General features: G+C 69.3%; 12 protein-coding genes. 8 read left to right on the plus strand and 4 right to left on the minus strand.

Going from position 1 to position 21,833, the window contains the following annotated elements; genetic code table 11:
* The first annotated feature begins 17 nt into the window (after window positions 1–17).
* From nirB to AC3WR5_RS20180, 7 genes are all read left to right on the plus strand, one after another.
* The gene (gene nirB / locus AC3WR5_RS20150) at window positions 18–2,486 is read left to right on the plus strand and encodes a nitrite reductase large subunit NirB (protein WP_492486614.1); all 2,469 of its coding nucleotides are present in this window, start codon (window positions 18–20) and stop codon (window positions 2,484–2,486) included.
* A gap of 17 nt (window positions 2,487–2,503) precedes the next feature.
* Window positions 2,504–2,884, plus strand: a complete 381-nt coding sequence (nirD, locus tag AC3WR5_RS20155) for a nitrite reductase small subunit NirD (protein WP_492486616.1) — start codon at window positions 2,504–2,506, stop codon at window positions 2,882–2,884.
* Window positions 2,885–2,895: 11 nt separating this feature from the next.
* Window positions 2,896–5,739, plus strand: coding sequence for a nitrate reductase (locus AC3WR5_RS20160; protein ID WP_492486618.1), 2,844 nt, complete (start codon window positions 2,896–2,898; stop codon window positions 5,737–5,739).
* 15 nt (window positions 5,740–5,754) lie between these two features.
* Complete coding sequence (ybiB, locus tag AC3WR5_RS20165; RefSeq protein WP_492486619.1) at window positions 5,755–6,678, plus strand: DNA-binding protein YbiB; 924 nt, start codon at window positions 5,755–5,757, stop codon at window positions 6,676–6,678.
* Window positions 6,679–6,697: 19 nt separating this feature from the next.
* Window positions 6,698–7,504, plus strand: coding sequence for a uroporphyrinogen-III C-methyltransferase (gene cobA, locus AC3WR5_RS20170; RefSeq protein ID WP_492486621.1), 807 nt, complete (start codon window positions 6,698–6,700; stop codon window positions 7,502–7,504).
* Between the two features lie 102 nt (window positions 7,505–7,606).
* A complete protein-coding gene (locus AC3WR5_RS20175; RefSeq protein WP_492486623.1) occupies window positions 7,607–8,335 on the plus strand; it encodes a response regulator in 729 nt (242 codons plus the stop codon).
* Window positions 8,336–8,531: 196 nt separating this feature from the next.
* Window positions 8,532–9,857, plus strand: coding sequence for an ATP-binding protein (locus AC3WR5_RS20180; RefSeq protein ID WP_492486624.1), 1,326 nt, complete (start codon window positions 8,532–8,534; stop codon window positions 9,855–9,857).
* A 15-nt stretch (window positions 9,858–9,872) separates the two neighbouring features.
* Here AC3WR5_RS20180 and AC3WR5_RS20185 read toward each other — a convergent pair whose 3' ends face one another.
* Window positions 9,873–10,496, minus strand: coding sequence for a hypothetical protein (locus AC3WR5_RS20185; protein ID WP_492486626.1), 624 nt, complete (start codon window positions 10,494–10,496; stop codon window positions 9,873–9,875).
* 269 nt (window positions 10,497–10,765) lie between these two features.
* Complete coding sequence (locus AC3WR5_RS20190) at window positions 10,766–11,374, minus strand: hypothetical protein (protein ID WP_492486627.1); 609 nt, start codon at window positions 11,372–11,374, stop codon at window positions 10,766–10,768.
* A gap of 287 nt (window positions 11,375–11,661) precedes the next feature.
* Here AC3WR5_RS20190 and AC3WR5_RS20195 point away from each other — a divergent pair, with 287 nt between their 5' ends.
* Entirely contained in the window at window positions 11,662–13,233 is a 1,572-nt protein-coding gene (locus AC3WR5_RS20195) for a Do family serine endopeptidase (protein ID WP_492486629.1), read from the plus strand.
* 115 nt (window positions 13,234–13,348) lie between these two features.
* Here the strand turns inward: AC3WR5_RS20195 and pbpC are convergent, their stop codons facing one another.
* Complete coding sequence (pbpC, locus tag AC3WR5_RS20200) at window positions 13,349–15,721, minus strand: penicillin-binding protein 1C (protein ID WP_492486631.1); 2,373 nt, start codon at window positions 15,719–15,721, stop codon at window positions 13,349–13,351.
* Window positions 15,722–15,763: 42 nt separating this feature from the next.
* Window positions 15,764–21,811, minus strand: a complete 6,048-nt coding sequence (locus AC3WR5_RS20205) for an alpha-2-macroglobulin family protein (RefSeq protein WP_492486633.1) — start codon at window positions 21,809–21,811, stop codon at window positions 15,764–15,766.
* Between the last annotated feature and the right edge of the window lie 22 nt (window positions 21,812–21,833).

The raw sequence follows: 21,833 nt of genomic DNA on the forward strand, positions 1-21,833 counted from the left end.
CCCTCAAGGACTCCGCCATGAAAAAGATGAAGCTCGTGATGATAGGCAACGGCATGGCCGGCGTGCGCACGCTGGAAGAGCTGCTGAAGATCGCCCCGGACATGTACGACATCACCGTTTTCGGTGCCGAGCCGCATCCGAACTACAACCGCATCCTGCTGTCGCCGGTGTTGGCGGGTGAACAGACAATCGACGAGATCATCCTCAACCCGCTGAGCTGGTACGAGGAACACGGCATCACGCTGCACCTGGGCAAGACGGTGGTCGACGTGGACCGCGCGCGCCGCGTGGTCACCGCGGCCGACGGCACGGTCGCCGAATACGACCGGCTGCTGATCACCACCGGCTCGAACCCGTTCATCCTGCCGGTGCCGGGCAAGGACCTGATCGGCGTGATCGCCTACCGCGACATTGCCGACACCAACACGATGATCGAGACGGCCAGGACGCACAAGCATGCGGTCGTCATCGGCGGCGGCCTGCTCGGACTGGAGGCGGCCAACGGGCTGATGCTGCGCGGCATGTCGGTCACCGTGGTGCACATCAGCAGTTGGCTGATGGAGCGCCAGCTGGACACCGTGGCCGGCAAGCTGCTGGAGAAGTCGCTGGCCGACCGGGGCCTGAAGTTCGAGCTGGGCGCCCACACCGCGGCGCTGCTGGGCAACGACGAAGGTCGAGTTCGTGCGGTGCAGTTCAAGGACGGCCGCGAGATCCCGGCCGACCTGGTGGTGATGGCCGCCGGCATCCGCCCGAACACCACGCTGGCCGAGAAGATCGGCCTGCACTGCCAGCGCGGCATCGTCGTCACCGACACCATGCAGACCGTGACCGACGCGCGCATCTACTCGGTTGGCGAATGCGCCGCGCACCGCGGCATTGCCTACGGCCTGGTGGCGCCGCTGTTCGAGCAGGGCAAGGTCTGCGCCACGCACCTGGCGCACTTCGGCATCGGCCGCTACACCGGCTCGCAGACCAGCACCAAGCTCAAGGTCACCGGCATCGACCTGTTCTCGGCCGGCGACTTCATGGGCGGCGAAGGTTGCGAGGAAATCCTGCTGTCCGACCCGACCGCGCCGGGCGGCGGCATCTACAAGAAGCTGGTGATCAAGGACGACAAGCTGGTCGGCGCCTGCCTGTATGGCGACACGGTGGACGGCAGCTGGTACTTCAAGCTGCTGCGCGAAGGCCGCTCGGTGGCCGACATCCGCGACCGCCTGATGTTCGGCGAAAGCAACATCGGCGACACGGGCCACGAAGGCCACAACAAGGCCGCGGCCATGGCCGACAGCGACGAGGTCTGCGGCTGCAACGGCGTCAACAAGGGCGCCATCTGCAAGGCCATCAAGGACAAGGGCCTGTTCACGCTGGAAGAGGTGCGCAAGCACACCAAGGCCAGCGCTTCGTGCGGCTCCTGCACCGGCCTGGTCGAGCAGCTGATCATGTTCACCGCCGGTGGCGACTATTCGGCCACGCCGAAGAAGAAGGCCATGTGCGGCTGCACCGACCACAGCCACCAGGAAGTGCGCGATGCCATCTTCAAGGACCACCTGACCAGCATCCCGCAGCTCATGCAGCACCTGGGCTGGAAGACGCCCAACGGCTGCGCCAGTTGCCGCCCGGCGCTGAACTACTACCTCATTTCCTCCTGGCCCAAGGAGGCCAGGGACGACCCGCAGAGCCGCTTCATCAACGAGCGCTCGCACGCCAACATCCAGAAGGACGGCACCTACTCCGTCATCCCGCGCATGTGGGGCGGCGAGACCACCGCCGACGAGCTGCGCCGCATTGCCGACGCGGTGGACAAGTACAAGATCCCCACCGTGAAGGTCACCGGCGGCCAGCGCATCGACCTGCTGGGCGTGAAGAAGGAAGACCTGGTCAACGTCTGGAAGGACATTGGCATGCCCTCGGGCCATGCCTATGCCAAGGCGCTGCGCACCGTGAAGACCTGCGTCGGCTCGGAATGGTGCCGCATGGGCACGCAGGACAGCACCCAGATGGGCAAGGACCTGGAGCGCGCGATGTGGCGCATGTATGCGCCGCACAAGGTCAAGTTCGCCGTCTCGGGCTGCCCGCGCAACTGCGCCGAGGCCGGCATCAAGGACGTGGGCATCATCGGCGTGGACTCCGGCTGGGAGATGTACGTGGCTGGCAACGGCGGCATCAAGACCGAGGTCGCCCACTTCTTCACCAAGCTGAAGACGGCCGAAGAGGTGCTGGAATACACCGGCGCCTTCATGCAGCTCTACCGCAAGGAAGGCTGGTACCTGGAACGCACCGTGCATTACGTCAGCCGCGTGGGCCTGGATTACGTGAAGAAGAAGATCCTCGACGACCACGAGGGCCGCAAGGCGCTGTGGGCCGAGCTGCAGTTCGCGCTGGACGGCGAACCGGACCCGTGGTTCGATTTCGACAAGGCACGCGTGGACACCCGCCAGTTCCAGCCGCTGCAGCCGCAGCTGGCTTCTTCCGCCACCAGCGCCTGAACACGGAGACCTTCGCCATGACCACCTGGACCCCCATCTGCCGCATTGACGACATCCCCGTGCTGGGCTCGCGCCGTGTGCTGCGCGAAAAAGGCGCGGCCGTCGCGCTGTTCCGCACCGAGGCCAATGAAGTGTTCGCGCTGCTGGACCGCTGCCCGCACAAGGGCGGCCAGCTGTCGCAAGGCATCGTCTTCGGCAGCAGCGTGGCCTGCCCGCTGCACAACTGGACGATTGGCCTGCACGACGGCCAGGCCGCTGCACCGGACGTGGGCTGCACGCCGCGCTTTGCGGTGCAGATCGAGGACGGTGCCGTCAGCCTGAAGGCCGACGAACTGGCCACGCTGGGCACCGAGCTGCCGCTGCCGATGGCCGGCCCCTGCCTGCGCCACGCGGCCTGAAGGAGACCGCCATGGTGCAGACGCGCTCGACCTGTCCGTACTGCGGCGTCGGTTGCGGCGTCGTGATCGAACACGATGGCGCGCAGATCACCGGCGTCTCAGGCGATCCCGACCACCCGGCCAACTTCGGCCGACTCTGCACCAAGGGCTCCACGCTGCACCTGACCGCCAGCGCCAGCATCACCCGCCAGACGCGGCTGCTGCAGCCGCTGCTGCGCGCCGAGCGCGGCAAGCCCGCCACGCCTGTCACCTGGAACACCGCGCTGGACCTGGCGGCCGAGCGGCTCTCGACGATCCACCAGCAGCACGGTGCCGACGCGATCGGCGTCTACATCTCCGGCCAGCTGCTGACCGAGGACTACTACGTCTTCAATAAGCTGGTGAAGGGCCTGCTGGGCAGCAACCACGTGGACACCAACTCGCGCCTGTGCATGAGCAGCGCGGTGGCCGGCTACAAAGCCACGCTGGGTGCCGATGCACCACCTTGCAGCTACGAGGACCTGGCGCTGGCCGACACGGTCTTCATCACCGGCAGCAACATGGCCTGGGCCCACCCCATCCTGTTCCGCCGGCTGGAAGACGGCAAGCGTGCCAAGCCGGAGCAGAAGTGGATCGTCGCCGACCCGCGTCGCACCGAGACCGCGGCGATGGCCGACCTGCACCTGCCGCTGCTGCCCGGCAGCGACGTGGCGCTGTACCACGGCCTGCTGCACCTGATGCTGTGGGAAGGCTTCACGAAGCCAGCCTACATCGCCGCCCACACCGAAGGCTTCGACGCGCTGAAGGCCCGGGTGCGCGACTTCACGCCACGCGAAACCGCCCGCCTCACCGGCCTGCGCGAGGACGAACTGCTCACCGCCGCGCGCTGGTTCGGCGACAGTCCGGCCACCTTGTCGCTCTACTGCCAAGGCCTGAACCAGAGCGCCGACGGCACCGCGAAGAACGCCGCGCTAATCAACCTGCACCTGGCCAGCGGCCAGATCGGCAAGCCCGGCGCCGGCCCGTTTTCGCTGACCGGCCAACCGAATGCGATGGGCGGCCGCGAAGTGGGCGGCCTGGCCAACCTGCTGTCCGCGCACCGCGACCTGGCCAACCCCGACCACCGCGCCGAGGTGGCCAGGCTGTGGGGCGTGCCCAGCGTGCCTTCGAAGCCCGGCAAGAGCGCGGTCGAGATGTTCCAGGCCGCGGCCGATGGCGAGATCAAGGCGCTGTGGATTGCCTGCACGAATCCCGCGCAGTCCATGCCCGACCAGGCCACGGTGCGCCGCGCGCTGGAACGTGCCGAGTTCGTGATCCTGCAGGAGGCCTTTGCCACCACCGCCACCGCGCCGTTTGCCGACCTGCTGCTGCCGGCCACCACCTGGGGCGAGAAGGACGGCACGGTGACCAACAGCGAGCGCCGCATCAGCCGCGTGCGCGCGGCCATCCCGCCGGCGGGCGAGGCTCGGCATGACTGGGCGATTGCTGCCGACATCGCGCGCCGCATCGCCACCCGCATCGCGCCGGGCCGCATCGCGATGTTCGACTACGCGACACCCGAGTCGGTCTGGAACGAACACCGCGAAAGCACGCGAGGCCGCGACCTGGACATCACCGGCCTGAGCTACGCGATGCTGGAAGCGCAAGGCCCGCAGCAGTGGCCGCTGCCCGAAGGCGCCACCCAGGGCCAGGCCCGGCTGTACGAAGACGGACGTTTCCCGACCGCCAGCGGCAAGGCCAAATTCGCCGACGTGCCGTTCAAGCCGCTGGCCGAGCCGCGCGACGCGCAATACCCGTTCAGCCTGGGCACCGGCCGCCTGCGCGACCAGTGGCACGGCATGAGCCGCACCGGCACGCTGGGCCGGCTGTTCGGCCACGACAGCCTGCCGGCGGTGGACCTGGCCCCTGCCGACATGGCGCGCCTGAAGCTGGCCGAGGGCGACCTGGTGGAAGTGCGCTCGCGCCGCGGCTCGCTGGTGCTGCCAGCGCGCAGCAGCGACACCGTCCTGCCCACGCAGGCCTTCATCGCGATGCACTGGGGCGAAGAGGTGCTGACCGGCCATGACGCGCAAGGCCGGCCGGTGCCCGGCGTCAATGCGCTGACCACGCCCGCGTACTGCCCCATGTCCAAGCAACCTGAGCTAAAGCACTGCGCCGTGCACATCGCCAAGGCCCAGGTGCCGTGGCGCCTGACCGCGATGGCTTGGTTGCCGGCCAGCGAAGCGCTGGCACTGCGCGAACAGATGCGCCCCTTGCTGCACGCCTTCTCCTGGGCCAGCCTGCTGCCGTTCGGCCGCGAGCCGGACCTGGGCCATGCCACGTTGCCCGGCGGCCGCGTCGGCCTGTTGCTGCGCGCTGGCGCCGCCCAGCCACTGGCCGACACCGTGCTCGCCGCACTGCGCGACGCGCTGGGCCTGGGCGCACCCGGCGTGCTGGGCTACCAGGACGCCCGCCGCGGCCAGCAGCGCGCGCTGAAGCTGCACCGCGACGAAGCCGGCGCCGAGCGCCTGCTGGCCTTCTGGCTGGCAGGCGACGCGGCCAGCGTGGGCAGCGGCGAAACCTGGTTGCGCAGCCTGCTGGAAGCCGACCAGACCCTGCCCGGCCCCGGTCGCATGCTGCTGGCCCCGGGCGCCCTGGGCCAGGCCATGGCCGGCGCTGCCGCCGTGCCACGCAGCCCGCAGGTCTGCACCTGTTTCAACGTGACCGAACAGCAGATCCGCGACGCGCTGCCCTCCCTGCCCGGCACCGTGGACGCCCGCGTCGCCCAGCTGCAAGCCACACTGAAATGCGGCAGCAACTGCGGCTCCTGCATTCCGACGCTGCGCAAGCTGGTGCAGGCGGTGCCGGTGGCCGTCACGGCCACGCCTGCGACCTGAAGCCACAATGTCGGCATGAGCATCGCCCCCTACCTGAAGGAAATCGGCCGCGGCAAGGACGGTGCGCGGGCCTTGAGCCGCGTGCAGTCGCAGGACCTGATGGCCAGGCTGCTGGACGACCAGATCTCGGACCTGGAAAAAGGCGGCTTTGCGCTGGCGATGCGCATCAAGGGCGAGACAGCGGAGGAGCTGGCGGGGTTCATGGACGCGGTGCTGCCGCGCATGTTGCAACTTGTCAGCCCCACGCCCGCGGTGCTGCTGCCCTGCTACAACGGCGCGCGCAAGCTGCCGGCGCTCACGCCCTTGCTGGCCTTGCTGCTGGCGCGCGAAGGCGTGCCGGTGCTGCTGCACGGCTTTGCGCGAGACGCGGCGCGCGTCACCAGCGCCCAGGTGCTGGAAGCGCTGGACCTGCCGCCGGTGGACAGCGCCGAGGCGGTGCAGGCGCGCTGGGCGGCCGGCCTGCCGGCCTTCCTGCCGCTGGAGGTGCTGCACCCTTCGCTGGCGCGGCTGCTCGCGCTGCGCGCGGTGCTGGGCCTGCGCAACCCCGGCCACACGCTGGCCAAGCTGCTGCCGGCCGTGCCGGGCGCGCTGCGCGTGGTCAACCACACGCACCCGGAATATGCCGACAGCCTGTCCGACTACCTGACGCTGAGCGAGGCCACGGCCATGCTGCTGCGCGGCACCGAAGGCGAGCCGGTGGCCGACCCGCGCCGCCTGCCGGCGCTGAAGTGCTTTGTGCGTGGCCAGCAGGACGAAAGCTTCAGCGTGGCCGCGCAAGGCGGCTCGCTGCTGCAGGTGCCCACGCTGCCGGCCAGCACCGAAGCCAACGCCGCGGCCGGCTACATCCGCGCGACACTGGCCGGCGAACTGCCGGTGCCCGAACCCATCCTGCGCCAGCGCGATGCGCTGCTGGCGCTGCGCCAGACCCTTGCGAACTGACCTGACCCGAGCTGCCGCCATGACCGCTTCGCCCACGATCCACCCCGTCCACCTCGTCGGCGCCGGCCCGGGCGACCCCGAGCTGCTGACGCTGAAGGCCGTGCGCGTGCTGCGCGCGGCCACGGTGATCCTGATTGACGACCTGGTCGGCGAGCGCGTGCTCGACGAGGTGCTGGACGGCTCGGCGCAGGCCAGGCCGCGCATCGTGCACGTGGGCAAGCGCGGCGGCTGCGCGTCGACGCCGCAGGCCTTCATCGAGAAGCTGCTGGTGCGCGAAGCGCTGGCCGGCGAAAAGGTGGTGCGGCTCAAGGGCGGTGATCCGCTGGTCTTCGGCCGCGCCGGCGAGGAGATCGCCGCGCTGCGCGAGGCCGGCGTGTCGGTGGTCGTCGTCAACGGCATCACCGCCGGCCTGGCCGCCGTCAACGCGCTGGGCACCGGCTGGACCGACCGCCGGCATGCGCAGGGCGTGATGCTGGTCACCGGCCATGCGCAGCCGGGCGGCACCGGCGCGGACTGGGCCGCCATCGGCGCGGCCGCCGCCAGCGGCATCACGCTGGTGATCTACATGGGCGTGGCCCAGGCGCCGCAGCTGGTGGCCCAGTTGCTGGCCGCCGGCCTGCCGGCCGAGCTGCCGGCCGGCGTGGTGCAACACGCCAGCACCGAGCACCAGCGCTGCGGCCTGAGCACGCTGGGCGGCCTGGTCGAGATGCTGCACAGCCAGCAGTTCGGCAGCCCGGCCGTGCTGGTGATCGGCCGCGTGCTGGACGCCGCGGCACTGCAGGGCTTGCCGCTGGCCGACCCGGCCGCCGCATTGCGCACCGGCTGAACCGCAAAGCCGCGACAGCCGGGCGACGACGAAACCGGCGCGCACCCTCGCAGCGCCGCGCTATGCTCCGCGAGTCCTGGCAAACCCGTAGAAACCAAGCCGATGCGCCTGCTGCTGGTGGAAGACGACCGCATGATTGGCGACAGCCTGAGGGCCGCGCTGCGCCCGGAAGGCTTTGCGGTCGACTGGGTGCGCGATGTGGCCGCGGCCCGCGCAGCGCTGGCCACCGAGCGTTTCGACCTGGTGCTGCTGGACCTGGGCCTGCCACCCGGTGGACCGACCAGCGGGCCGGACAGCGCCGCCGCCGCGCCCGGCCAGGACGGCCTGACGCTGCTGCGCGAGCTGCGCCAGCGCGGTGACAGCACCCCGGTCATCGTGCTGACCGCGCGTGACGGCCCGGGCGACCGGGTCCGCGGGCTGGACACCGGTGCCGACGACTACCTGGTCAAGCCCTTCGAGTTCGACGAGCTGCGCGCCCGCATGCGCGCAGTGCAGCGCCGCCATGGCGGCCGGGCCCAGCCGGTGCTGCAGCATGGCGCGATCATGCTGGACCCCGCGGCCCACCAGGTGACCGTGGACGGCCAGCCGGTGCTGCTGTCGGCGCGTGAATACGCGGTGCTGGAGGCGCTGATGCAGCGGCCCGGCGCGCTGCTCTCGCGGGCCCAGCTGGAGGACAGGCTGTACGGCTGGGGCGAGGAGATCGAGAGCAACGCCGTCTCGGTCTACGTGCACCAGCTGCGGCGCAAGCTGGGCGCGGAGCGCATCGGCAACGTGCGTGGCGTAGGGTATTTCCTGACGCCGGTTTCGCACAGCGGGCCGGCCAGCGCGTGAGACCCGTTTTGCCACCACGCGTTCAGGGGGCCGAGCGCCGGGCCGCTCCCAAGCCGGCCCGCATCCCCACGGGGGATCGAACGGCGTACTCGCCGGTCGAGGGGCTGACATTGCACGCCGAGCGCCGGGCCGCTCCCAAGCCGGCCCCCATCCCCTCGGGGGATCGAACGGCGTATTCGCCGGGCGAGGGGTTGTCATGAGTTTCGGCTCCATCCGTTGGCGGCTGATGCTGGCGCTGGTGGTCGTGCTGGCGCTGGCCACCGCCACCACCGCCGGCCTGACCTACCGCGCCGTGCTGGCCGAGACCGAGGCGCTGTTCGACTACCAGCTCAGCCAGATGGCGCTCTCGCTGCGCGACCAGGGCGCGATTGCACCGGACGAGGCCCGCGCGCTGGCCGACGAGCAGCTGGACTTCGTGGTGCAGATCTGGACCGTGGACGGCCGCAGCATCTATGCCTCGCGGCTGCACCCCACGTTGCCGGCGCGCGCCGTCCTTGGCCTGGCCGACGTGAACGTCAACGGCGAGGTCTGGCGCACTTTTGGCGTGGCCTCGGAGGGCCGGGTGATCCAGGTCGCACAGCCCGAGCGCATCCGCAGCCGGCTGGCCGCGCAGGCCGCGCTGCACAGCGTGGCCCCGCTGGCCTGGCTGGCGCTGCCGCTGCTGCTGGTGCTGTGGTGGGTGCTGGGCCTTTTGACCCGGCCGCTGCGCAAGCTGGCAGCCGATGTGCAGCAGCGTGACGCGGTGGCCCTGGGTCCCCTGCCCGAAGCCGGGCTGCCGGATGAGGTGCGCCCGCTGGTCAGCGCGCTGAACGCCTTGCTGATGCGGCTGGGCGACTCGCTGGCCACGCAGCGCGCATTTGTGGCCGACGCCGCGCACGAGCTGCGCTCGCCGCTGACCGCGCTGAAGCTGCAGCTGCGGGTGCTGCAGGCAGCCCCCGACGCCGCTGCACGCGACGAGGCGCTGGCCGCGTTGGCCGCGGGCATCGAACGCTCGGCGCGGCTGGTCGAGCAACTGCTGGCGCTGGCCCGCAGCGAGCCCGGCCCGGCCGGCCATCCGGCGCCGCTGGACCTGGCGGCCGTCGCGCGCGACGCGTTGGCAGACCTGTGGCCGCTGGCCCAGGCGCGGCAGATCTGGCTGTCGCTGGAAGCCCCGCAGCCACTGCGGCTGGACGGTGACCGCGCCGGCCTGTTTGCACTGGTGCGCAACCTGGTGGACAACGCGCTGCGCTACGGCCGCGAAGGCGGCCAGGTCATGGTCGCGCTGGCGCTGCAGAGCGACGGCAGCGCGCTGCTCACGGTGGACGACGACGGCCCCGGCATCCCGCCCGAAGACCGCGCCCGCGCCTTCGACCGCTTCTGGCGCCGCGACCCGGGCCAGGGCGATGGTGCAGGCCTCGGGCTGGCGATTGCCGCAGCCGTTGCGCGCCGCCACGGCGCCAGCATCACGCTGGCCGACTCCCCGCTGGGCGGGCTGCGGGTGCAGGTCAAATTCAGCCTGCAGCCGGACGGCGCCGGTGGCTGACGCCCGCCTGGTGTCTCAGACGTCCGCGCCAGCATGCGCGTCGGCGGCCACCGGTTCGTCCGCCTCGCCCGGCACCGCCACGCCGCCATGGCCGACCATCGAGACGGCCGGCGGCCGCCGCGCCGCCGTGACCGCATGCAGGCCGACAAAACGCTCGCCCAGGTCCGCCGCCTGCTGCTCCACCAGCCGCCGCTGCGGCCCGCGGTAAACCCCGGCCCAGCACAGCAAGGGCTCCGGCGCCAGCACATACAGCCGCTGCACCTCGTCGCCCGGCCCAAGGTAACGCTCCTGCGAGAGCAGCAAATCCCGCCCGGCGCCGGCAAAACTGCGCAGCGTCGTCAGGTCTTTTTCCACCTCCGGCGCACCGCGCGGCAAATACCGCAGCATCACCACGCCAATCAACTGGCCCGCATGACAAATGGCCAGGTCCGGCACCCGCAAACGCCCTTGCTGGCCGACAAACACCGGCTCCACGTAAATGCGCCGCTGCATGTCACGGGCTTTGAAACCCGCCATCAGCGCGTGGCCGAAATACAGCTGCAGCCCGCGCTCGGAATCGATCATCTGATCGGCGTAGGCCTCGTCCATCACCCGCTGCCAGGCCTCGGCGAGGCATTGCTTCAGCAAGCTTCTGCTCATCGTGGAAACTCCTGAGGAAGGTAGACCGCCGTGCGAACGGGCGCTGCGGCAAACGCCGTGAACTCTGCCAATTATCCGCCCGGGTGCGGGTCAGTGGAAGCGAAGTTACCCGAAGAGCCAAGTTTTGATTGATGCCAACCACAGCGGCGAGTCAATCGCAAGCGACCAACCTTGGAAAAACCATCCTTTCAGGAGGTCAATCTGGACACATCGAGGGAACCCCGATTGGATTTTCGGTCCTATTAGGCAAGGTTTTCCGCTCAGCGTCATTATTTACACGTGATGCATGCATCCGTTGCCATAAGCAGTGGTACTAGCATGAGAAGGCCGATGAGCATCAATCCATTTTCAAAGGTGATAGGACTACGTTCCATGGCAGTAGAGGTTTGAGAGCCCGGCGCACCCCATACCTCGACGCGATAGCTCCGGTTCGTGTGCTCGACAGGATATCGCGCACTGGACTTGTTCTTCAGGAATCGAACTCCCTTGATCGACCCACTCAGCGAATAGCCACGCGAAGTTTTCTCGAACCCAAGGGACTGAGCCAGTGCGATATCTTCGTCCAGCAAATTGTCCCCGGCAACTAGAAGGACCCAATGCCCATTAATTTCTGTGAATGACTTCAGACCAAACTCATGAAACTCCGCCGAAAGCTTCTGCCTCAAAGCAGAACGCAGCGCGTCAATCAGAGGTTTTGGAGGCTTGAAAATATAGTCGTACGACTCGCCCACGATTGCCAATTGATCCCCTGCAGGAGAAATGGCCAGCATCGAAAACACTTCCCGATACCCGATCGCCCCTTCGTTACGTTGGTGGGCGCATCCAATCAAGGCACTCCCCGCCGCGACCAGTACAACTCTTCGAGTCATCATTGCCATCGTCCTCCCTCATCAGCTGATGGTTCTCACTGGATCAGGTGTCATTCCAGTCGTGATCGATTCTGACCTGACTTTTCGCGTTTTCGACGGATCGGGCCCACCGCTTCCGGAACCGCCATCCTTACACCGTACTAGCAATCGCAAGCGGCGGCTTCAACCAGCATCGACGATGCCTTAATCCTCGCCTAACCCAACGCTAACGCTGCCCTCATTCCCCTTCAGCACAGTGCACCCCAAGCGGCCGAAAGCCGCAGTGTTCTGTGTCCATCACGAAGGAGCCCATTTCCATGAGCAGCAACAGCAAGCAAGGCGGCCGGGTGTCGACCCTGGCGACGGTGGTCGTCACCGCCGGGGTCACGGCCACGCTCGTCGCGGCGGGCAGCGCCGGGGCGATTGATTTCAAGGGCCTGTTCGGCGGCGACAAGTCGCAGCAACAGCAGTCCCAGCAGGTGGCCAGCGCGGCTCCGGTGAACGGCGGTGCCGTCGCGGGCGCGGCCATGGTGCCAGCGGCACCCATCGCGCCGCTGCCGCCCGGCGCGGTGCCGGACTACCGCGCCATCGTCAAGCAGGCCGGCCCGGCAGTCGTCGGCGTGACGGTGGCGGGCGAGCGCAAGCCCGATGCCGACGAAGAAAGCGCGGACATCGAGAACGACCCGTTCTTCCAGTTCTTCCGCGGCATGCCCGGCATGCAACAGCGCGGCCAGCGCGCGCGGCCGCAGGCCAAGGTGCCGTTCAAGGGCCTGGGCTCGGGCTTCGTGATCTCGGCCGACGGCCTGATCCTGACCAACGCCCATGTGGTGCGCGACGCCAAGGACGTGACCGTCAAGCTCAGCGACCACCGCGAATACAAGGCCAAGGTGCTGGGCGCCGACCCGGTGACCGACATCGCGGTGCTGCGCATCGAAGCCAAGAACCTGCCCGTCGTGCGGCTGGGCAATTCGGATGAGCTCGAAGTGGGCGACCGGGTGCTGGCCATCGGCGCGCCTTACGGGCTGGAGCAGACGGCCACGCAAGGCATCGTCTCCGCCAAGGGCCGCTCGCTGCCGAACGATGCGGTGGTGCCGTTCATCCAGACCGACGCCGCCGTCAACCCCGGCAACTCCGGCGGCCCGCTGTTCGACGGCGTGGGCTCGGTGGTCGGCATCAACGCGCAGATCTACTCGCAAAGCGGCGGCTTCCAGGGTGTGAGCTTCGCAATTCCGATCAACGTGGCGCTGAAGGTCAAGGACCAGATCGTCGCCACCGGCGAGGCCCGCCACGGGCGCCTCGGCGTGTCAGTGCAGGAGGTCAACCAGGCACTGGCCGAGTCCTTCGGCATGGGCAAGCCCGAAGGCGCGCTGGTGGCCAAGGTCGAGAAGGGCAGCGCCGCGGCCAAGGCCGGCGTGCAGGCCGGCGACGTGATCACCGCGGTCGACGGCCGGCCGGTGCGCGAATCCGGCGCACTGCCCAGCCTGATCGGCCTGGCCGCACCCGGCGACAAGGTGGCGCTGACCGTCTGGCGCGAAGGCAAGCAGCACACGCTGGATGCCAAGCTCGACGGCGTGCCGTCCGAACGCGGCCTGCAGGCCAAGGCCGGCAGCGGCGAGGCTGACGGCCCGCAACTCGGCCTGGCGCTGCGCGACCTGAACAAGGCCGAGAAGCGCGAAGCCGGCGTGGCCCAAGGCCTGCTGATCGAGGACACCGAAGGCGCCGCAGCCCGCGCCGGCATCCAGGCCGGCGACGTGCTGCTGGCCGTCAACGGCCGCCCGGTGCAGACGCTGGACGACGTGCGCGCGGTGCTGAAGCAGCATCCGAAGCAGGTTGCGCTGCTGGTCAAGCGCGACGGGGACACGCTGTTCGTGCCGGTGCCGTTGGGCTAGAAATGGGGCACCCGGTCTCGCGGGTACGCGAGGCCACCCGCCGGGCGGGTTGCGCAGGCCGCTTGGGGCGGCCCGGCGCTGGCCTGCGGGAGCGTGGCACCGGCCTGGCGAGCGGCTACTCCAGCGTCACGCTGACGCTGCGCACGTCGACCCGGCCTTGTTCGTCGACGACGCGCAAGCTGTAGTCGCCGGCCTGAGCCGGTTGCCAGGACAGCGATTCACCGGGCGCCACACGGCCCAGCAGGCCGTCGTTGGCGAACCAGAAGAGCGTCTTGACGCCCATCGCGGCGTCGGCACGCAGCAGGATGGGTTGCGGCTTGCGGGTGTTGAGCACGTAGCGCACGCCGCGGATCGGCGAGGCAATGCTGGGGGCATCACCACCGCCAGGCGCTGCAGCGCCTTCGCAAGCGCTGCCGTCCAGCTGGCGGCGAGGCAGGCCGGCCTGGCGGAACAGGCGCTGCATGTCGCTGCCCCACTGCTCCACCACGAGCTGCCTGGCATGCGGCGCGCTAGCCGCCTGCGGGCCGCACAGCAGGTGGCCGTCGCGCGCGTCGACCCACACGGCCCGGTGCAGGCTGCTGGGCTGGATGGGTGACTTGCCGGCAATGAACCAGGTGCTGCTGCGGGCGGGACACAGGGCATCCGGCGGCGCACCGGTGGACGTGCAAACCTCCACCTTGCGCAGGTTGGCCGGTTGCTGGCGCGGCACCTCGCCTGGGTCCAGGCGCTGGGCCCGCAGCGCGTCGACCATGCGCAGGAACAGCGGCGCCGCGGCGTCGATGCCAATGTAGGCCGGGTTGCCCGTGCCTTCGAAATCGCCCACCCAGACCACCAGCACATGGCGACCGAAGACGCCCGCCGTCCAGGCATCCCGGAAACCCCATGAGGTGCCTGTTTTCCAGGCGACGGCGGGCTGGGCCGGCGCGCCGGTGTCCGGGCGCGGCGTGTGGCGCAGCATGTCCAGCGTGATGAACGCGGCCTCAGGGCTGAGCAGGCGCTCGGATTCGCCGCCGATGTTCCCGGCCTGACCCCGGGTGTAGGCCAGCGGCCTGGCCTCGCCACCATTGGCCAGCAAGGCATAAAGCCGGGCGAGTTCTTCGGGTGTCACCTCGCCGCCGCCCAGCACCAGCGCCAGGCCGTAATGCGCTTCGCTCTCCAGGCGGCTGATGTGGTTGCGTTGCAGGAACTGGTAGAGGTTGGGCTGCGTCAACCGCGCAGCCACGGCGACGGCGGGCACGTTGCGACTGCGCGTGAGCGCGTCTTGTGCCGCCACCGGGCCCATGAACTGGCCGTCGAAGTTCTCCGGCGTGAAAGGGCCGAACGAGGTGGGCGCGTCCTTCAGCAAGGTGCGCGGATGCAGCAGTCCCTGGTCCAGCGCCAATGCGTAGATGAAAGGCTTGAGCGTGGAGCCCGGTGAGCGCTTGCCCAGCGTGCCGTTGACCTGGCCGTCAATGCCGTCATCCCGGTAGTTGGCCGAGCCGACCACCGCGCGCACCTCCATGCGCTCGGCATCCAGCAGCAACGCGCTGGCATTGCGCAGGCCGATGTTGGCGCGCGCCTTCAGGTAGTCGCCCATGACCCGCTCCAGCGTGCGCTGCATGGGCAGGTCCAGCGTGGTGTGGATGGCGCCGTCGGCCTCGCGCACCAGGGTGTCGCCCGCCCCGGCCTGGGCCGCCTGGGCGAGCAGCATGTCGGTGAGGTGCGGTGCTGCAAACGGCAGCAGACCGCGGCTCAGCGCAGGCATGCCGGGCAAGGCCGCGTCGCCCGTCTCCGAAGCCGGCTGGCGCGCCCGCCACAGCGCCCACAGCCGTTGGCGCGCGGCTTCCAGCGCGGGGTTGCCGGCAGCACCCAACCGGGCCGCACCACTGGACGGCACCCGCTGCGCCGGGTTCTGCGGCACGACGGCCAGCGTCAGCGCCTCCGGCACGGTGAGGCTGGCGGCCTCGTGATGGAAGTAGACCAGGCTGGCGGCGCCCACGCCCTCGATGTTGCTGCCATAGGGCGCCGTGTTGAGGTAAGCCTCCAGCAGTTCACGCTTGCCGTGGCGCGCCTCCAGCCACAGCGCCGCGGCCATCTGCTGCAGCTTGCCGGCAGCGCTGCGGCTGTCGATGGCGTAGAGCCGCCGCGCCAGCTGCATGGTCAGCGTGGAGCCGCCCTGGCGCCGGCCGCCGCGGGCCATCTGCCAGGCACTGCGGGCCAGCGCGGCCGGGTTCACGCCCGGGTGCCACCAGAAGCTGCGGTCTTCATAGAGCAAGGTCGCCTGCACCAGCGCCGGGGCCATGCGCTCCAGTGGCGTCCACAGCCGGTATTGCTGATCGGGTGCCAGCGTCAGGCGCAGCAGCTCGCCGTGGCGGTCGTACAGCGGCGTGGACAGGCCGCCGACCTGCTCGCGCAGCGGTGCATGCGGCAGCACCCGCAGCAGCGCCAGCGTGGCCGTCAGCGCAAGGGCCAGCACCAGCAGCGCGCGGAAGCGGCGATGGGCACACACCCACCGCCAGCTGCGCGCGACCCTGCCTCGCATGTCGCCCCGCTACGGCTTGGCCAAGGGCAGCACGCTGAAGCGCCCGGCTGCCGTGCGGCCGAACACGCGGCGTTCGTACATGGCCTCGCCAAAGGCTGCCGGCAGCGCGAACTGGCCGACGTTGGTGGCGCGGGCCTTGAAGCTGATGTCCTGCGTGTTGCGGCTCACGTCGCCAAAGAAGATCACCCGGTCCTCGCGCATGTCCACGTAGTTGAGCGACCAGCTGCCATTGCCGCCCAGGCGCCGCATCCAGGGCGGCATGTCGGCCGCGCCGTCTTCGGCCACGGCGGACTGGATCACCGGCTCCAACCCGCTGGGCAGGATGTCCACCAGCGCCACCTGGCGCACGGCGTCGCGGTCCAGCGCGCGCACGGTCAGGCGCACCGTGACTTCGTCGCCGATGCGGGCTTCGCTGATGGCCACACCTTTCTCGTTGAGGATGTTCAGCGTGATCTCCAGCCCGTGGGTGACGGCAGCGTCCGGCAGGTTTCGCTCGTAGCCGCTTTCGGCCCAGCCGTAGAACAGCGGCAGCTCGCCTGGATTGGCCAGCTTGAGCCTGGCGGTGCCGGCAGGCACCGCCGCCTGCTGCATCACGCGCAGTTCGCCCACCAGCCGCAGCGGCTGGGACTTGCCGGCCTTGTCCACCACGCTGGCGTTCAGCGCACCCTTGGCCGAGGCGGCCGCGGCGCGGGCATAGGCGTCCACCGCCAGGATGGTGGTGGCCGAGGACTGGGTGCTGTACCAGCCGTCGCCGATCATCGCCGCCAGCCGGCTCCAGCTGTCGTTCGGCAGGCTGGACAAGGCCTGCGGGAAGTGCCGCGCGGCCAGCAGTATCAGCGTGCTGTCGTGCACCAGCGGGTCGTAGTAGTAGTCCCAGCTGTTGCGCACCTGCTTGGCCTTGACGCGCTGCACGTAGTCGTCCCACACCGGCTGCAGCAGTTCCTTGGCCACAACTTCCTGCTTGAGCAGCTGGAAGCTGGCGGCCAGGTAGGCACTGCCCAGGTCGGTGTCCCAGCGGTAGGCGGTGCTCTTGGTGCGAAGCGCCTCCTTGAGGTTGTTGCGCTGCATCTCGCGCAGGTTGGCCAACGCCGCCGGCACCAGGATGCCCTGGCGGGTCAGCAGGTAGGCGATCTGCGTGCGGGTGCGCCAGCCATAGGTGCTGCCCTCGCCGCTGCCCAGCCTGGCCTGCAGGTAGTTGTTGGCCTTGCTGATCAGGTCGGCCGGCACCGGCAGCTGCCTGTCCTTGGCTTCGAGCAGCAACTGCAGGGAATAAGCGGTGGCGAAGTCGTCCGGGCCACTGCCAGGCCACAGCGAAAAACCACCGTCGGCCGACTGGCGGGCGCGCAGCTGGGTGATGGCGCGGTCCAGCGCGGGCTTGGGGTTGAAGGCCTGCAGGCCCTGGCTGGCGCGGGTCTTCATCAGCTCCTTCGCGAGCTCGGGCTGGCCGGCCAGCACCACGGCCGGAATGGTCTGGCTGGCGATCTGCTCGGTGCAGCCGTGCGGGAAGTCCTCCAGGTAGCGGATCAGGCCGGAGGCAAAAGCCCAAGGCGTGGCCGAGACTGCGAGCTCGCTGCGGGCGAAGGCCGGGTAGGCATCCAGCTGCGATTTCAGCTCGCCCGCGCCCAGCGCGGTGCCGCTCTGCACCAGCGTCACAAAGGCCGAGGCCGGCCGCACGCTCAGGTCGGTCGAGAGCCTGGCCGTGGCCTTGGCATGGCTGGCGGTGAAGGTCACGCTGGACGAACCGAGCACAGCCTGTGCCCCGGGCTTGGCCCGCACGTGGAACACCGTGGTGGCTTCGCCCTTCTCGTTGATCTTCAGCGTCTGCGCCGGTTCGCCCACCACTTCCAGGCCACCGTTGACGGCCAGCGCCAGGCGGACAGGTGCGTCCTTGCCGGAACCGGCGATGTTGTTGGCCACGCCGATGCCGATGTCCACCGTGTCCCCCGGCGACAGTGAGGTGGGCACGGTGGGCAGCAGCACGATGTCGCCGCGCACGGTGCTGGTGGTGGTGGCCGCGGCCACCGCGTCGTCGGCGATGACCACGGCCATCACCCGCACTGCACCGTTGAAGCTCTCGGGCACGGTGTAGCTGAACTCCTTGTCGCCACTCACGTCCACCAGGCCGGACCAGAAGGCCACCGGCTTGTCGCGCTTGCGCTTGAAGGGGTTGAGGTGCTTGCCGGCCTCGCCTTCACCGTCGCCCCCTGGCGCGGCGGCCTGCATCAGCTTGCGGAATTCCGGCAGCACCAGGTCCAGCGTCTGCAGCGTGCTGACTTCCAGTGCGCGCTTCTGGAAGAAGTGCTTGAGCGGATCCGGGCTGGTATAGCGCGCCACCTGCAGGATGCCCTCGTCCACCGCAAACACATAGGCCCGCGACGGGCGGTCGGTGTGCAGCTTCATCTTCAGCGTGTCGCCCGGCTTGACCAGCGCGGGCGACTCCAGCTTGATCTGCGCGGTGCGCTTGGCCAACCCGGTGGCAAACGGCACGGCGCCGTAGCTCAAGGGGCTGGTGTAGATCTCGTCGGAGGACGGGTCTCGCACGAACTGCACATTCACATAGCCATTGCCCTCGAAGTCCTTGGGCAGGGTGATGTGCTGCACGCTGGCGGTCTTGTCGGCCTTGAACCAGGCCTGGGCGTAGACCTTGTCGCGCTCGATGGTGATCAGGCCTGCGCCGGTGTAAGGCGCCTGGATGCTGAGCGCGATCTCGTCGCCGGGCTGGTAGTCCTTCTTGTCGAGCTTGATCTGCAGCTCGGCATTGCGGTCCAGCGAGCGGCTGAGGTTGGCCGCACCCGCCACGGCGTATTGCACCCGGTTGAGCACCAGGCCTTGCGCGTTGCGCACCTCCAGCGCGAAGTTGCCTGGCGTGGCGGTGTTGAGCGCCCACTTGCTGCCGGCCGCTGCAATGTCCAGCGCCTGCTCGTCCAGCGTCACGTCCTTGGCGCGGCTTTCGTAGCGGTACAGGCCGTTGTTCTGCTTGACCAGCATCGACAGCACCTTGTGCTCCACCCGCACCAGCTTCAGGCCGCCAGCGGCGACCTTGCGGGCTTGCGAGTCAATGGCGATGAGTTGCAGCTCGCGCGGCGCGTTGCGGTTGATGTAGCCCAGCGAATCCGGGGTCTTCACGCCCACCAGGAAAGGCTGGTCGCTGACCAGGGTCTGCGCCTCGGCGGCCACGCTGCGCCCGCCTTCGGGCTCGAAGGCCTTGACCAGCACGTGTGCCTGGTAGGTGGCGGCCTGGAAGCGCGAGAGCCGCAGGTCCACCTCGGCATCGCCCTTCTCGTCGCTCTGGGCCGATTCGAGGTCGTCGACCTGCGCACGGCGGCCCTGGCTGGGGTCGTAGAAGCTGAAATCCGGATGGCTGCGGAACTGCGGCCACGCGGGCGACAGCGTCAAACGGCTCTCGATGCGGCGGTGCTGCGCCGGCGTGCCGAACAGGTTCTGCACATTGACCTTGAGCTTCAGGTCGTCCGGCTTGACCCAGCCCTCCACCACTTCCGAGGACAGATGGGCACTGAGCTTGGTGCGGTCCGGCAGGAACTCCTGCACCTTGACGCTGGTGGAACCGATCAGCACCGGTGGCACGTCCGGCTGGTTGCCACCGGCTTGGCGCGGCAGGCTGAGCGTGACGCTGTAGTTGCCGGTGGGTGAACTCTCCTGCGTGCTGTAGGCCAGCTCAGCCGTACCGGACGGGCCCAGGCGCAAGGTCTCGCGGCGCACCGAGAGGCCGCGCGCATCGGTCACCTCGGCTTCCACCGGCAGGTCCTTCAGCGAGGTCGCCCAGTTGGCCGCCTTGACGACGATGCCCACATGGAAAGTGTCCCCCGGGCGGTAGATGCCGCGGTCGCTGAACAGGTAAGCCGTCATCTGGTTGGGCACGCCGCTGGTGCGCAACCCGCCCACGTCGAAGCGGGACATGTCCAGCGTGCGGTCGCCGCGGCCCAGGCTGGCCGAGCTGCCCATGGGCAGGAAGCTGAGGTCGCCATCCTTGCGCGCCAGCAGCAGCACCGGTGACTTCTCGCGCGTGAAGCCGTTCTGGTTGGCCAGCGTGGCATGGCCGGCGGCATCGCTGGTGGCATTGGCCAGCACCAGGCCATTGCGGCCCCAGACCTCGATGCGCGCCCCCGCCACCGGCAGGCCAGTGGCAATGGACTGCACGAAGACCTCGCGCGTGCCGTCGCTGGCGCGCTTGGCGATCAGGCCCAGGTCGGTGACGATGACCAGGCGCTGGTCGCGGATCTGCGTCGCATCCACGGGTGCGGCCTCGGCGCCGCCTTCGCAGCAGCCGTCGCCCTCGCCCTCTTCCTGGCGAGCCGGTTGCGGATCGGCCTCGTCCCCGCCTGCCGCCCGCGTGCCGCGCGCCTTCGGGTCGTAGCCCTGCACCTTGAGCAGGAACACGCCACGGCGCTCGCCGCCAGCGTTCAGGTAGTCGGCAAAGTCCACCGTTTCGTAGTGCGACTTGCCGGGCTTCAGGCTGAGCGGGATCTTGCGCTCGAAGTGCTCGGCCAGGTTGTCGTCCGTCACGCGGCCATAGAAGCCGGGGTGGCTGAAGTCGCCGTCGGCCTGGCTGACCAGCAGGTGCAACTGCTGCGGCAGCACGCGTGCAATGTCCACGCTGATGCCGGGCAGGTCACGCACCAGCAGCGGCAGCTTCTTTTCGCCCGACAGCGCCAGCAGCGAGCCGCGGCTCATGATGGACAGCTCAGGCGCAAAGGTCTTGACCTGCAGGATTTCGAAGCGGTCCGCCCCCAGCATGTAGCCGCCGGGTGACTTCAGGCCCTTGGCCACCTGCACATAGAGGAAGCGCCCGCCTTCGGCCTGCGGCATGCGGAAGGCGGCGCCTTCGGTCACCTCGCGCTCGCTGGCGATCGGCGTCAGCTTCATCGGCTTGGCGCGCTTCAGCACATCAGGCGTCACTTCGGAAGGGTCGCTCCAGGCAAAAGGCTCGCCGCCATCGGTGTCCGACACGGGCAGCACCCAGGCCTGCACGCTGCGCGCGAACTCGCGCTCGTGCACCGCCATGCTGGCCGTCACGTGCAGCACATGTTCCGGGTCGCCCTGGTCATTGCTGACGATGGCGGCACTCACCTCGTTGACCACCAGGCTGTACAGCCCCGGCACGTCGACCGACTTCACCAGCGCCTCGGTCGTGCCCAGGCCGCCGCGCTGGGCCGTCAGGCCCTTGTCCACCTTGACCTTCATGGCCACGGTCTGCGCCGGAATGGGCAGTGGCTCGGACTGCACCGTGGCCTGCAGCCTCAGCGGGTCGTAGCTCACGCTGAACTTGCGTTCGCTGCCATCGTCCAGATGCAGGCGCGACTCGAAACTCTTCGCATCCACCGGGTGATTGAAGCCTACCGTGACGACGACGCGGCGCACGCCGGCCTGCACCGGATCCTGGTAGAACTCCGCAGCGCCCACGCTGGCCACAAAGCCGGCTGCAGTGAAGGCATGGCTGCGTTCCTTCAGCGTCACATGCGGCGCCAGCGCCTTGCGTCCCAGTTCCAACTGGTAGGCCTGGCCGATGGGCCAATGGCCTTGCGGCTCGAACTTCAGCGTGCTGGCATCTGCCCATACCCAATGGCCGGCCAATGCCGGCGCGAGCTGCACGTCCATCGGCTCCTTGCCAACGCGCAATGCCGGCGCAGCCGGTGCGGTGAAATGCACCAGCAGCGGCCGTGGCCCGCCGCTGTTGACGTAGTCCGGCGCGCCCGGCGGGTCCAGCCGCACTTCAACGCTCGCGGTGCCCAGGTCATCGCCCAACAGGCCCACGTTCAACCAGGCCGGGGCCCACGCGCGCCAGCGCTGGGCGACATGTGGCGCCTGCCAGGCTGCGGCACCGGCCAGTGCCACAGCCAGCGCCACCCACAGCGCATGCGCCTGAAATGGCCCGCCCAGCCGGTTCAGGCCGCGGCCTGCGGCACGTACCCAACCGGGAGGGGACCAAGCCCCAAGCACCAGGCGTAACAACGGCGCCACGCCGCGGGCCACGGCGCCCAGCCCGCGGGCGATCCAGGCGAAACCTCGCCCCAGTGTTTGATTGGCGTGCTTGAGCATCTACCCTCCCCTTTTGTTGGAG

The organism is Ideonella sp. FW305-24 (assembly GCF_058788035.1).